Origin of the sequence: Rosenbergiella gaditana (assembly GCF_018494065.1) — a bacterium.
GTDB classification, from domain to species: Bacteria; Pseudomonadota; Gammaproteobacteria; order Enterobacterales; family Enterobacteriaceae; genus Rosenbergiella; species Rosenbergiella gaditana.
In genome coordinates, this window is record NZ_JABBFR010000024.1 from 14,194 (window position 1) to 27,787 (window position 13,594).

Genomic DNA, 13,594 nt, shown 5'->3' on the forward strand with positions numbered 1-13,594 from the left:
TTAGCTCCAGAGTTTCTCAAGCTCATAAAGCTGACGAGCTTCTTCTTCCATGATATGGACGATAACTTCACCCAAATCGACCACTACCCAATCGCCAGAAACTTTACCTTCTGTTCCCATCGGCTGTAAGCCAGCGAGTTTCGCTTCTAGTTTGAGATGGTCTGCGATAGACATGACATGACGTGATGAGGTACCAGTACAAATCACCATACAGTCTGTGATACTGGATTTACCGTGAACATCAATAGAAATTATGTTTTGTGCTTTAAGATCGTCAACTTTGTCGACGACGAAAGCTTGGAGTGCTTGGCCTTGCAAAAGCTTCACCTTAGGTAATGATAGATAAAAAAGTAAAATCCCTAGCAACCAAAATAAGCGTTTGCTAGGGGTTGAGGCTTATTGTAACACGCTGTCAACAGGGGCGATATAAGCCTGTATCAGCGATGTACTCAATGACGGCATCAGGGAGTAAATCTTGACAAGAAAGCCCGAGGTGTAAACGTCGGCGAATATCGGTTGCTGAAATAGTGTACAGCGAGGTATCTGCTAAAAATATCCCACCACAAGGCTGCAGGGGGAGGCTGGCCGCATCAGTAAGATGACGTGTAATCCATGATTGGACTTTATTGTCAGCGTGCTGGCTGGAATAGCCTGGACGCTGAGCCACCACTAGGTGGCAATATTCCAGTATCTCTTGCCATCTTTCCCATTGATTGATGCTTAGCAAGGAGTCCTGTCCAATAATAAAGGCTAAAGGCGCCGTTTCCCCGATCTCTTTACGCAGCAGCGTGAGGGTATCAATGGTCCAAGAGGGGGTGTCCCGGTCAAGCTCACGACGATCAATGGAAAACAGGGGGTCATCCTGTATTGCGCACTTAAGCAATTCTACGCGCTGCGCAGCGGTGGCTTCTGGCTGAGGACGATGGGGGGGCACATTATTGGGGAGTAAGGTGACGTTATCCAAATCGAGCAGCGAGGCTATTTCACGCGCACAATGTAAATGACCATTATGAATGGGGTCAAAGGTCCCCCCAAACCATGCAGAGAGCTTAGACATGATAGAGTCCTGTAGGAAACTGAGGTTGACAAATAAGCACGCTCAGCGCATTTAACGCTGGCCAACACTCGGCAGAGAAATCCTTTTTCACGGCGATTTCAAGTGAGGTTAAATGATGGACAATCTGACGTAAACGCATTCGGTCAAGGCGCTGTAACGCGCCAGTATAAAGTTGACGTCTATTTTGCCAAACACGAAGTTTATCCATTGCTGCACGACGGGCATCTATCGGTCTTGATTGGACATCAAGCAGGATCATAACTTCTCGTTGCAGCGTTCTGAGTAGGATAATGGGTTCTTGATCTTCCAACTGTAATTGCTGTAACACGTGCAGAGCTCGTTTACTTTTCCCTGCCAGTAAGGCATCGATCCAGTGATAGGGGGTGAAGACAGCGGCATCGTAAACGGCTTCTTCCACTCGAGGTAGGGTAAGCACGCCATCAGGCCATAACAATGAGAGCCGTTCTAAGGCTTGAGACAACGCCAAAAGGTTACCTTCATAGTAATAACAAAGAAGACGTAACGATGGGTCATCGATCGATAATGACATTGCACGACAACGTTGCTGTACCCAACGAGGGAGTTGTTGGTGATCAGGGGTATGACAGGTGACAAGTAACCCCCCCTCAATCAGCGCCTTATACCATGCACTATTTTCTTGCGCTTTGGTTATTTTCGGCGCATGAATAATAAGCAGTAAATCTTCATGAATTAATGAAATCAGCTGCGCCAATTGAGTGGCTTGTGCAGCATTCGGGCCATTCTCCGCCAGTTGTAAAATAAAGACCTGTCGCTGACTAAATAGGCTCATCGATTGGCATTCACTGAAGAGTAAATCCCAATCGGTATGCTGATCGATAGAGAATGAGTGATGCTCACCGAATGATTGCAACCGAGCGGCAGCCAAAATAGAGTACTGACTCTCTTGGTGCAGAAGGGGGTCGCTACCGACTAATAGATAATAACGACGCAACCCATGATTGAGTTGCGCCGAAAGTTGCTCAGGGAACACTCTGGTCATTAGTTACCAAGCGCTACACCAGCGTGACGACTTTGCTCTGAAGTACTGGTAATCACCTCAGGTTGTCCTAGTGCTGGGTGGACTGCCGGGGCAGTACCATTGATTTGTTGTTCCGCGGCATGAACGGCAAGCAATTGGCGTACCAGCTGTTCAGAAGCCCTTTCACGCATTTCTTGGCTGATCATATCTTGCTCTGAGTCTGCGGCAAGCGGGTTGCCAGAGTTATCAAAATAAGCGCGATAGACGGTGGTATGCAGTGGGAAGATCCCTTTGCCTGGAATCAAGATTTGGCCACTAAGGGACATCACCAATTGATACTCCGCCCGACTGCCGTCTAAGAAAACAGAAGCCGTATCACGGTGATTATTCTCACCCTCTAAGCGTAGCGTTGGCACATTCACACGCTGAGTCGGAGAGTCTTCAACCAATTTGATCCCACTTAAACGCAGTTGTTGGCGCACTGCGCGAGCGAGAGGACCGTAAGGGTCACCACTATTTAAAATCATCGTTTTCATTTCCTTAGGGATCTTAGTATTCCCACGGGTATGAAAACCACAACCTGCGGTGCTTAGCACCGCGGTCGCCATCATTAAGTAGAGTAGAAACTGTCGCACATTACCTCCGGAGTTAACCAATCACTAGGTTTAACAGCTTGCCAGGGACGAAGATGGCTTTACGAATGGTCGCGCCATCCAAATATTTCGCCACTAAATGTTCCTCTGCTGCAAGGGCTTGGACTTGCTCTTGCGTCGCATCGGCTGCGACATTGATTTTGGCACGCACTTTACCATTGATTTGAATCACCATGACCACGCTCTCTTCAACCATGGCTTGTTGATCCGCAACTGGCCATTGCGCTTCATCAATGGTTGTCGTTTGCCCTAAGGCTTGCCATAACACGAAGCAGGCGTGTGGGGTAAACGGATAGAGCAGGCGTACGACGGCATTTAATGCTTCATCCATAAGCGCCCGGTCTTGCTCACTCTCTTGAGGGGCTCGGGTCAGCTTGTTCATTAACTCCATGACCGCAGCAATCGCGGTGTTAAAGGTTTGACGACGGCCTACATCATCAGAGACTTTAGCAATGGTTTTATGCACTTCACGACGAAGTGATTTTTGAGCATCATTTAACGCATTGACGTCCAATGCTGCTGCTGCGCCTTTACTGGTGTGCTCATGAACTAAACGCCAGACACGTTTAAGGAAGCGGTTAGCCCCTTCAACGCCAGACTCTTGCCATTCCAACGTCATCTCGGCTGGCGAGGCAAACATCATGAATAGACGAACCGTATCAGCGCCGTAGCGTTCAACCATCAATTGAGGGTCGATACCGTTATTTTTGGACTTGGACATTTTACTCATGCCCGCATAAATCACTTCGCGTCCTGCGGTATCAGTGGCTTTAGTCACACGGCCTTTATCGTCGCGCTCAACGGTAACCTCTACTGGAGAGACCCAGTTACGCTCACCATTCACGCCGACATAATAGTAGGCATCCGCTAGAACCATGCCTTGGCAAAGTAGGCGTTTAGCAGGCTCATTGGAATTCACCAGGCCGGTATCACGCAATAACTTATGGAAGAAGCGGAAATACATCAGGTGCATGATGGCATGTTCGATACCCCCAATATATTGGTCAACCGGCAACCAGTAGTTCGCAGCGGCTGGGTCAAGCATCCCTTGGTCGTAGTGGGTACAGGTATAACGAGCGTAATACCATGAAGATTCCATAAAGGTATCAAAGGTATCTGTTTCACGTAACGCCGGTTGTCCATTAACCGTGGTTTTCGCCCAATCTGGATCCGCTTTAATAGGGCTAGTGATACCGTCCATTACGACATCTTCAGGGAGCAATACCGGTAATTGATCTTCTGGTGTCGGCACTACGGTTCCATCTTCCAGCGTGACCATAGGGATTGGTGCACCCCAGTAACGTTGACGTGAAACGCCCCAGTCGCGCAAACGATAGTTGACTTTACGAACGCCGACCCCTTTCGCTGTTAACGCATCAGCAATCGCATTGAAGCCAGCAGTGTGGTCCAGCCCATCGAACTCACCAGAGTTGACTAAGCGACCTTTAAAGGTCATGGCCTCGTTACTGATATCAGGGATATTCCCTTCCTCGTCACAGACCACTGGCTTGATGGTTAATTGGTATTTGCTTGCAAATTCCCAATCGCGTTGATCGTGCGCAGGTACCGCCATGACAGCGCCAGTACCGTATTCCATCAAGACAAAGTTAGCCACCCATAAAGGGAGTTTCTCGCCAGTAAGGGGGTGAATTACATGGAAGGCGGTCGCATGACCTTTTTTCTCCATGGTCGCCATCTCGGCTTCGGCTACTTTGGTATTGCGGCACTCTTCAATAAATGCAGCTAAAGACGGATCTTGTGCAGCCGCTTCTTGGGCGAGTGGGTGTCCAGCCGCTACGGCCACATAGGTAGCGCCCATAAAGGTATCGGGGCGAGTGGTGTAGACGGTTAAGGTGTCGGTACGGTCAGCCACAGCAAAAGTAATTTCAACACCTTCAGAACGGCCAATCCAGTTACGTTGCATGGTTTTAACTTGTTCAGGCCAACCTTCTAACGTATCAAGATCGTTAAGCAGTTCTTCTGCGTAGTCCGTAATTTTGATGAACCATTGTGGGATCTCTTTGCGTTCGACTTTACTGTCGCAACGCCAGCAGCATCCATCGACCACTTGTTCATTTGCTAAGACGGTTTGGTCATTCGGGCACCAGTTAACCGCTGACGTTTTTTTGTAGACTAAGCCTTTCTCATAAAGCTTAGTGAAGAACCATTGTTCCCAACGATAATACTCTGGCTGACAGGTCGCTAATTCACGGCTCCAATCATAACCAAAGCCCAGTAACTTTAACTGGTTCTTCATATAGTCGATATTTTCATAGGTCCAGGGTGCGGGAGCCGTATTATTTTTGACCGCAGCGCCTTCAGCGGGTAGGCCGAAAGCATCCCAACCTATTGGTTGTAAAACATTTTTACCTTGGAGACGCTGGTAACGCGCAATCACATCACCAATAGTGTAGTTACGCACGTGCCCCATGTGGAGTCGGCCAGAAGGATAGGGAAGCATCGATAGGCAGTAATATTTTTCTTTACCTTCTTGTTCTGTCACTTTGAAGGTTTCTTTTTCATCCCAATGGGCTTGAACGTGTGATTCTATCTCTTCCGGGCGGTATTGCTCTTGCATGGCGGCCAGTGATCCTTATTAATAAGCGCGGGGCTTGATACAATGACTTTACTTAGATCCGCATAGCATACCCATAAGGCTGCCGCGCAACAACTGCCAATTCTCGTAAGTCATCATTTGTCGAGGGGTGAGCCTCCTAAGAGGCTCAGATGAGTGAGGCGTTTTTACGACGTCTAAAGGCGACGATGGCGCAAAGGAGACTGATTGTCCAAATCGTCGCGTCACCGGTTAATGCATAGGGCGTTGCACCGTGCGTAGGGGTAATTTCTGCGCTAAGCACATCTGGCTGGAATTGTGGCAATTGCTTAACTACCGCACCATCTGCGGCAATGACCGCGGTGATACCGTTATTCGTATCACGTAACAGGGGTTTACCTAACTCTAGCGCTCTCATCCTTGCCATCTGAAAATGCTGCCAAGGCCCGATAGAGTGACCAAACCAGGCATCATTAGAAACGGTCAACAGAAAATCGGTATCTGGACGCAGGTTATCTCGCACCTGTTGTCCCAAGACGATTTCATAACAGATGGCAGTGGTGAGCTGATATCCACCTAAATAAAGCGGTGATTGTGAATACGCACCACGACTAAATCCGGACATGGGCAGATCAAAGAAAGGTGCGAGAGGCCTCAGCAGCGATGCCAGCGGAACAAACTCACCAAAAGGTACCAGATGATTTTTCTGGTAACGGTCAGGGCTGTAGTAACTATAAGAGGATTGATTCCCTAACGTGATGACGGTATTGAAGTCGTGATAGCGATTGTCGGACATCAATCGTGAATCAACGATACCCGTTGCTAACAAACTTCCGCTCTGGCGTAATTCATCATCTAATTGATGGAGAAAAGCTTGTTGATTCGTCTCCAAATCGCTGATAGCTGACTCAGGCCAGATAATCAGTTTTGCGTGGCCTAATTGAGGCGCGGTTAAGCGTGTATAAGTCTGTAAGCTGCGAGAGAGCTGTTGAGGATCCCACTTCATACTCTGCGCAATATCCCCTTGCACTAAGGCAACGGTGGTTTTGCGCTCGGGTTGCTCATGGTACCAATGAATATAGCGTAGGGGCCAGCAAAGCAGTAATACTCCACCTGTCGCGAGTAGGTAACGGATCTGGCGTTGTTGTACTGCGAGCACTAGCGCACCGGCAATCATCATAAGGAGGAAATTGATTGTTTCGACCCCGGCGATCGGGGCGATACCTTTTAATGGTCCCTCAATTTGACTGTAGCCAAATTGTAACCATGGGAAACCGGTGAGTACCCAGCCGCGTAAAAATTCTGTTGCCTGCCATAATGCCGGTGCGGCGAGTAGCAGACGTGCGGCGCTCGCCCTTGGCCAGAAACGGGTTAACAGTAAGGCAAAAAGTAAGGTAAATAACGATAGCCAAGCGGCAAGTAGCACCACTAAAAAGACATTAACCGGGCCTGGCATGCCTCCAAAGGTCGCAATACTGACATAAACCCAGTTAATCCCACTACCAAATAACCCCATGCCCCAGCAGTAGCCGATGGCGGCTGCTTGTGAGGTTTTGCGTTGCGTGGTTAGCCATTGCAAACCAAATAAGGAGACGAGGGCGGCGGGCCAGAGATCAAAAGGAGAAAAAGCAAGGGTGCCAACGGCACCCGTGAGTAAAGCGAGTAGCAGACGAACCGATTGTCGGTCAATGATTTTACTGACTGCCATAAGTGTTAGTCGTCACTCAGAGTTATAGGGGAGGCATCTTCGGGAATGCGGACATGCACTTGAATGATACGGCGGCGATCGGCCACGGCAACTTTGAATTGGTAGCCTTCAATCATAATACTTTCACCGCGAGCAGGGAGATGACCGAAACTTTGCATCACTAATCCGCCGACGGTATCCACCTCATCATCACTAAAGTTGGTGTCAAATTGCTGATTAAAATCGTCGATAGACATTAAGGCTCTTACCGTATAGGTACTACGGTTAAGCTGACGCACATCGGCATCTTCCACATCGTCATATTCATCTTCAATTTCACCGACGATCAGCTCGAGGATATCCTCAATGGTAACGAGTCCTGCTACGCCACCGAATTCATCGATAACGATGGCCATATGATAGCGTTGAGAGCGAAACTCTTTTAGCATGCGGTCAACACGTTTACTTTCCGGTACCACCACCACAGGGCGTAGCACCTTTTCAATGCTGAAGGCGTCGGCATCACTGCGCATGAAAGGCAGTAAATCTTTGGCCATTAAGATGCCTTCAACGTGATCTTTATCTTCGCTGATGACTGGGAAACGGGAGTGCGCGGTATCAACGATGATATCTAAGCAGCTATCAAGGGTTTGGTCGCGTTTTAAGGTGACCATTTGTGAGCGAGGGATCATGATATCCCGAACCCGTTGTTGCGCGATATCCATCACGCCTTCGATCATGTCACGGGTATCTTCATCAATCAGGTCTTTTTGCTCAGAATCTCTGATCAATTCTAACAGTTCATCACGGTTTTTGGGTTCACCATGAAAAAGCTGATTGAGGAGTAATGAAAAAAATCCTTTTTTATTACTAGGGGTATCATTATTTTGGGAATGGTCGTCGCTCATGGCGGTTTTATTTAGATCTCTCGTTAAGTAAACTTTGGTGGCAAGGACAACGACACTTACCACCCTCTACAGATACTACGCTTCTTTTTCAGAAATGTACGGGTCGGGATAACCAAGCGCAAGCATTATCTCAGTTTCCAGAGCTTCCATCTCTTCCGCTTCTTCATCGACGATATGGTCGTAGCCAAGCAGGTGCAGGCTACCATGAATCACCATATGGGCCCAATGCGCTTCAAGGGTTTTTTGTTGTTCAACCGCTTCTTGCTCAACCACTTGACGGCAGATGATTAAATCGCCTAACAGCGGAAAGTCTTCGATGCCGGGTGGGGCTTCAAAAGGAAAGGATAGCACATTTGTAGGTTTATCCTTTCCTCGCCAAGTATGGTTCAATTCATGGCTTTCTGCCTCATCAACTAAGCGAATAGTGACTTCGCTCACGGCCTGAAACGGGCTTACCGCGGCAGTCAACCAGCGATGGAATTGTGCTTCACTGGGTAAGCCTTCCGCTGAGGCGCACACATTTTGTAAATCTAAAATAATGTCTTGTTCCATTAGTTTTCCTGGGCAGGGGCTTGTGCTTCACGCTTTCTTTCTTCCGCGCGTTCAGCTCGGCGTTGCTGATCCGCTTCTTCCCATGCTTCATATGCCGTGACAATACGCGCCACCACCGGATGCCTGACGACATCTTCGCTATGGAAAAAGTTAAAACTGAGTTCATCGACCTCTGACAGCACTTCTATTGCATGTTTTAAGCCCGATTTAGCGTTTCGCGGCAGGTCGATCTGTGTGATATCCCCAGTTATAACCGCTTTAGAATTGAAGCCAATCCGCGTTAAGAACATTTTCATCTGCTCAATCGTGGTATTTTGACTCTCATCTAAAATAATAAACGCATCATTCAACGTACGTCCGCGCATATAGGCGAGGGGGGCGACTTCGATAACATTGCGCTCGATTAATTTCTCGACGCGTTCAAAGCCAAGCATTTCGAAGAGTGCATCATACAGAGGACGTAAGTAAGGATCGACCTTTTGACTTAAATCACCTGGTAAAAATCCGAGCTTTTCACCGGCTTCAACGGCTGGACGCGTGAGCAGGATACGTCGAATCTCTTGTTTTTCTAACGCATCGACGGCCGCCGCAACCGCCAGATAGGTTTTCCCCGTTCCAGCAGGGCCGATACCAAAAGTGATGTCGTGCCCAAAAATATTGGCAATATACTGTGCTTGGTTAGGAGTCCGCGGCTTGATAACCCCACGGCGAGTTTGAATATTGATCGCTTTACCAAAGTTCGGGACGCTTTCAGCGTTCTGTTCTAATACGCCACTCTCTTTAATCGCTAAGTGGATATTCTCAGGTAAAATATCTTGAGTTTGACCACGAACTGGCGCGGTATCCACATAGAGATCTTTTAAGATATTTTCTGCCGCGGCCACGATCAATGCTCGTCCAGCGAGTGTAAAGTGATTATCCCGACGGTTGATTTCAAGACCTAAGCGGCGCTCTAGGTGTTTGAGATTGTCATCAAAAGGCCCACAAAGGCTTAATAAGCGCTGATTATCGGCAGGTTCAAGTGTGATTTCACGGGTTTTAATATTCAAATTTATCCTCTTTATCACTTGGGTCGATCGGTTACCGACGGTTGGAGTGAAGCATAATGAGTCAGATTATTTATGCTGGTTGCATGGGATGCAAGCTATCTCCCAGATGTTGGGGCACAATCTGGGAAATCAAGGCGGGCTTCACGGATGGAGTCCCCCGCGGGGCGATCGCGCTACGCAGGGCACACATTCATTTTACCGGTATAGCACAGAGGCCTTAATTCCCCCGATAGGTCGAGTAGCCATGTTGGCTTAATAACAGAGGAATATGGAGCTTTTCATTCTCTTGCGAGACGCTGAAAATAACGGGGATTTCAGGGAAGAAACTCGCTTGACCACTTTTTTTAAAATAGTCTCCGGTTTCAAAGGTGACTTTATACACTCCTTTATCCATCTCAGAATCTTGGGGGTAGAGGGATTTCACTCGGCCGTTACTGTCGGTTTTACCGGTTGCTAGCGTCTGCCAACCCGTGTCGGTTTTTTTTTCTAGCACGACGGTAACGTCTGCAGAGGGTTTACCGGTTTGCTGGTTAAGAATATGCACGCTTAAGGTGCCTTCGGGGGCAGCCATGGCGGCAGGTAACCAAGCTAAACAAAGTATAGGGATGAGTGATGCAACAACTTTCATACGGGCCTCTTAGATAAGATAGGATTTCCCTTTTAGCATAGTCACGAAACGCTGCGATGTGGGACATAGCTTGTTATTTCGTGACGCATTCATCATTAAGCCTTTTCGACGCTAAGTTAGGGGAAGTCCCGCCGAAGTATCAAGAGGGATACTTATCCGCTTTTAGTCGACGTTTGAGTGAGTCAAAGCCTTTCGAAGGGCAGGATAAGCCACTGCATGACTTAGGCTGCAGAATAAGAACTAAGTATCTTGTGTCCTGATCTACGGTGTAGTGAGGATTACCGCTTGTGCAGCAATCATACATTGCTTTGCTGAGTCGTAGGCGAGGCTGGGGGAGCCATACAGGATATAACCGCGGTCTAACATTTCAGAGACTCTGCGACAGAAGCTCGCATCGTCAGGGCCTGTGAGGAGTCGATAACGTGGGAGTGGTGTGTCTTGTTCAATCATCGTAGATCCTTTATCTGGTTTAGGTTCAAGAAGAATTGATTGCTGCAGGAATAGGTATCGATGTCATAAAAAAGCCCTGTATGACACAGGGCTTTATAGAGGCGAGCTAATAAAAGGTTCTGCTTTCTAGGTCGCAGCCAGTATTCTGGCAAACGACTAAGGCTGAAAAACCCCAACGCCTAGCTCGTTCTCTTTACGGGTACGCGCGATAACTGAAGCCGGGCTTTCAACCACACGCAGCCCCATCTCTTCTTCTGTACGCACCACTTTGCCGCGTAATGAGTTAGGCAGTACATCGGTGACTTCAATATCAACGAATTTACCGACCATATCTGGTGTACCTTCGAAGTTAACCACACGGTTATTTTCAGTTCGTCCAGATAATTCCATCACGTTCTTACGCGAAGTGCCTTCAACCAATACACGCTGCTCGGTCCCTAACATACGGCGACTCCAAGCTTGAGCTTGTTGGTTAATACGGTCTTGCAGGATGTAGAGACGTTGTTTTTTCTCTTCATCGCTCACGTCATCTGGCAGATCTGCTGCGGGGGTGCCTGGGCGAGCCGAATAGATAAAGCTGAAGCTCATATCGAAATTGACATCCGCAATCAATTTCATTGTCTGCTCGAAGTCTTCTTGTGTCTCACCAGGGAAGCCGATAATAAAATCGGAACTGATCTGGATATTTGGACGAGCAGCACGCAGCTTACGAATAATGGCTTTGAACTCTAGCCCAGTATGTGCACGCTTCATCAGCATTAAAATGCGATCCGCACCGCTTTGTACCGGAAGATGCAGGAAGCTCACTAATTCTGGCGTATCACGATAGACATCGATGATATCGTCGGTAAATTCAATCGGGTGGCTGGTGGTGAAGCGGATACGGTCAATACCGTCGATGGCGGCCACTAAACGGATTAATTCGGCGAAGGTACAGACCGCGCCGTCATAATGTTCACCTCGATAAGCGTTAACATTTTGCCCCAGTAGATTAACTTCACGAACACCTTGCGCGGCCAGTTGGGCGATTTCAAACAGAATATCATCACAAGGGCGGCTGACTTCTTCACCACGGGTGTAAGGTACGACACAGAAGGTACAATATTTATTACAGCCTTCCATGATCGAGACAAAGGCAGTAGGGCCATCAGCACGAGGTTCTGGTAAGCGGTCAAACTTCTCAATTTCTGGGAAGCTGATATCGACCACTGGGCTCTTGTTTCCCCGTACACTGTTAATCATCTCAGGTAAGCGATGAAGTGTTTGAGGACCAAAAACGATATCGACATAATGCGCACGTTGGCGAATGTGGTCGCCTTCTTGCGATGCCACACAGCCCCCAACCCCGATGATGAGATCAGGGTTACGCTCTTTTAACGCTCTCCAGCGACCAAGCTGGTGGAAAACTTTTTCTTGTGCTTTTTCGCGAATAGAACAAGTGTTCAGGAGTAACACATCTGCTTCTTCAGCATTTTCGGTTAAGGAAAAGCCGTGTGTGCTGTTGAGGAGATCTGCCATTTTAGATGAATCGTATTCGTTCATCTGGCAGCCCCAAGTCTTAATATGTAATTTTTTCGTCATCGAACGGGCCATTGATTTAGTGCAAGGATCGGCTAGCCGCATATTGTAATGCTTTGCTGCTGTTGTGACCAGTATAATGGATCATCTGTTTACTACGAAAATTACGGTACAATATATAAATTATCTTAATTCAACGAAACTCAGCTAAAAGTCTTTCGTATTAGAGGATGTGCTATGCAGACAGAGCATTTTGATGTGGTAATCAATGGTGGTGGCATGGTAGGTGCTGCACTGGCTTGTGGCTTAACGCAACAAAATTTTCGCGTAGCGGTTATTGAGCGCCGCGAGCCTGAACCTTATGAGCCTTCCTCTCTGCCTGATGTGAGAATTTCTGCCATCAGCCGCACCTCTGTCGCGCTTCTTGAGGAAATTGGGGCATGGTCAGAGGTCCTTGCCAGACGATGTGCACCTTACCGTCAGTTGGAAACCTGGGAGTGGCAAAGCGCGAAAACGGAATTCAGTGCAGCCTTACTAAACTTACCAGAATTGGGATTTATGGTTGAAAATCAAGTGTTGCAACGCGTGTTATGGGAACGTATGCAAGCCTTGGAGGTCACCTTGTTTGCACCGGCCATGCTTGAGACCATGTCCTATCTTCCTGAACAGGAAAAGTGGGCAATCGCTTTAAATCAAGGCACCGCTATCACGTGCTCTCTTTTAGTCGGGGCCGATGGTGCGCATTCTCAAGTAAGACAAGGAGCAGGAATTGGTATCCAGGGATGGGATTATCAACAATCCTGTATGTTGATGTCGGTTGAGTGCGAAAAAGAGCCCGGTGATACGACGTGGCAACAGTTCACTCCTCAGGGACCGCGTGCCTTTCTCCCACTCTATGGCCACTTCGCCTCGTTAGTCTGGTATGACACTGCAGCACGTATCAACCATTTGAAAAAACTCTCCCCGGCGCAACTAGACCAGGAAATAGCACAGCATTTTCCTGCCTGCGTCGGTCAGGTCAAGACCTTACGCAGTGGTGCTTTCCCGTTAACGCGTCGGCATGCTACGGCCTATGTTAAACCAGGCATTGCGTTAGTGGGGGATGCGGCACACACCATTAACCCGTTAGCTGGGCAGGGCGTTAATCTTGGCTATCGTGATGTGGATGCGCTCATTGATGTGCTAGTAGCGGCTCGCCGAGTGAATGCTCCTTGGTGGCGACTCGACACGTTAAAGCATTATCAACGTAAGCGCCATGTAGATAATTTAGTGATGCAAACGGGTATGGATCTGTTCTATTTTACGTTTAGCAACCAGCATGCCCCATTAGAAATTATTAGAAATGTTGGATTAATGGCGGCGCAACGGGGTGGATGGCTAAAACGTAAAGCCTTGAGCTATGCATTAGGATTATAATACTGCGTGAACGTCAGCGAAGGTTGGCGTTATTATTTAGAGAGTATGGCTGGGATACCTGGATTCGAACCAGGGAATGCCGGTATCAAAAACCGGTGCCTTACCGCTTGGCGATATCCCAA

Annotated in this window: 13 protein-coding genes and 1 tRNA gene; 1 reads left to right on the forward strand and 13 read right to left on the reverse strand. The window is 48.1% G+C overall.

Annotated features, from left to right (window positions below):
* From rsfS to miaB, 12 genes are all read right to left on the reverse strand, one after another.
* A complete protein-coding gene (gene rsfS, locus HH682_RS13780) occupies nucleotides 1–318 on the reverse strand; it encodes a ribosome silencing factor (RefSeq protein WP_214238107.1) in 318 nt (105 codons plus the stop codon).
* Between the two features lie 94 nt (nucleotides 319–412).
* Entirely contained in the window at nucleotides 413–1,057 is a 645-nt protein-coding gene (gene nadD, locus HH682_RS13785) for a nicotinate-nucleotide adenylyltransferase (protein ID WP_214238108.1), read from the reverse strand.
* Entirely contained in the window at nucleotides 1,050–2,078 is a 1,029-nt protein-coding gene (gene holA, locus HH682_RS13790) for a DNA polymerase III subunit delta (RefSeq protein ID WP_214238109.1), read from the reverse strand. The genes nadD and holA overlap by 8 nt, the downstream gene beginning before the upstream one ends.
* Nucleotides 2,078–2,692, reverse strand: coding sequence for an LPS assembly lipoprotein LptE (gene lptE / locus HH682_RS13795; protein ID WP_214238110.1), 615 nt, complete (start codon nucleotides 2,690–2,692; stop codon nucleotides 2,078–2,080). The genes holA and lptE overlap by 1 nt, the downstream gene beginning before the upstream one ends.
* A gap of 13 nt (nucleotides 2,693–2,705) precedes the next feature.
* A complete protein-coding gene (gene leuS / locus HH682_RS13800; RefSeq protein ID WP_214238111.1) occupies nucleotides 2,706–5,288 on the reverse strand; it encodes a leucine--tRNA ligase in 2,583 nt (860 codons plus the stop codon).
* Between the two features lie 145 nt (nucleotides 5,289–5,433).
* Nucleotides 5,434–6,972, reverse strand: a complete 1,539-nt coding sequence (lnt, locus tag HH682_RS13805; RefSeq protein ID WP_214238112.1) for an apolipoprotein N-acyltransferase — start codon at nucleotides 6,970–6,972, stop codon at nucleotides 5,434–5,436.
* A 5-nt stretch (nucleotides 6,973–6,977) separates the two neighbouring features.
* Nucleotides 6,978–7,859: a CNNM family magnesium/cobalt transport protein CorC gene (gene corC / locus HH682_RS13810; RefSeq protein WP_214238113.1), complete on the reverse strand. Its 882-nt coding sequence runs from the start codon at nucleotides 7,857–7,859 to the stop codon at nucleotides 6,978–6,980.
* A gap of 75 nt (nucleotides 7,860–7,934) precedes the next feature.
* A complete protein-coding gene (gene ybeY, locus HH682_RS13815; protein WP_214238114.1) occupies nucleotides 7,935–8,411 on the reverse strand; it encodes an rRNA maturation RNase YbeY in 477 nt (158 codons plus the stop codon).
* Complete coding sequence (locus HH682_RS13820) at nucleotides 8,411–9,460, reverse strand: PhoH family protein (protein ID WP_214238115.1); 1,050 nt, start codon at nucleotides 9,458–9,460, stop codon at nucleotides 8,411–8,413. Before HH682_RS13820 ends, ybeY begins: the two co-directional genes overlap by 1 nt.
* Nucleotides 9,461–9,677: 217 nt before the next feature.
* Nucleotides 9,678–10,088 carry a hydroxyisourate hydrolase gene (uraH, locus tag HH682_RS13825; protein ID WP_214238116.1) on the reverse strand — a complete coding sequence of 137 codons (411 nt, stop codon included), beginning with the start codon at nucleotides 10,086–10,088 and terminating at the stop codon, nucleotides 9,678–9,680.
* 261 nt (nucleotides 10,089–10,349) lie between these two features.
* The gene (locus tag HH682_RS13830; RefSeq protein ID WP_214238117.1) at nucleotides 10,350–10,538 is read right to left on the reverse strand and encodes a DUF1737 domain-containing protein; all 189 of its coding nucleotides are present in this window, start codon (nucleotides 10,536–10,538) and stop codon (nucleotides 10,350–10,352) included.
* 156 nt (nucleotides 10,539–10,694) lie between these two features.
* Complete coding sequence (gene miaB, locus HH682_RS13835) at nucleotides 10,695–12,119, reverse strand: tRNA (N6-isopentenyl adenosine(37)-C2)-methylthiotransferase MiaB (protein ID WP_214238118.1); 1,425 nt, start codon at nucleotides 12,117–12,119, stop codon at nucleotides 10,695–10,697.
* A gap of 174 nt (nucleotides 12,120–12,293) precedes the next feature.
* On the opposite strand from miaB, the gene ubiF reads away from it, so the two are divergent.
* Nucleotides 12,294–13,472 carry a 3-demethoxyubiquinol 3-hydroxylase gene (ubiF, locus tag HH682_RS13840; RefSeq protein WP_214238119.1) on the forward strand — a complete coding sequence of 393 codons (1,179 nt, stop codon included), beginning with the start codon at nucleotides 12,294–12,296 and terminating at the stop codon, nucleotides 13,470–13,472.
* A 46-nt stretch (nucleotides 13,473–13,518) separates the two neighbouring features.
* Here the strand turns inward: ubiF and HH682_RS13845 are convergent.
* A tRNA-Gln gene (locus HH682_RS13845) sits at nucleotides 13,519–13,593 on the reverse strand.
* Nucleotide 13,594: the final 1 nt, after the last annotated feature.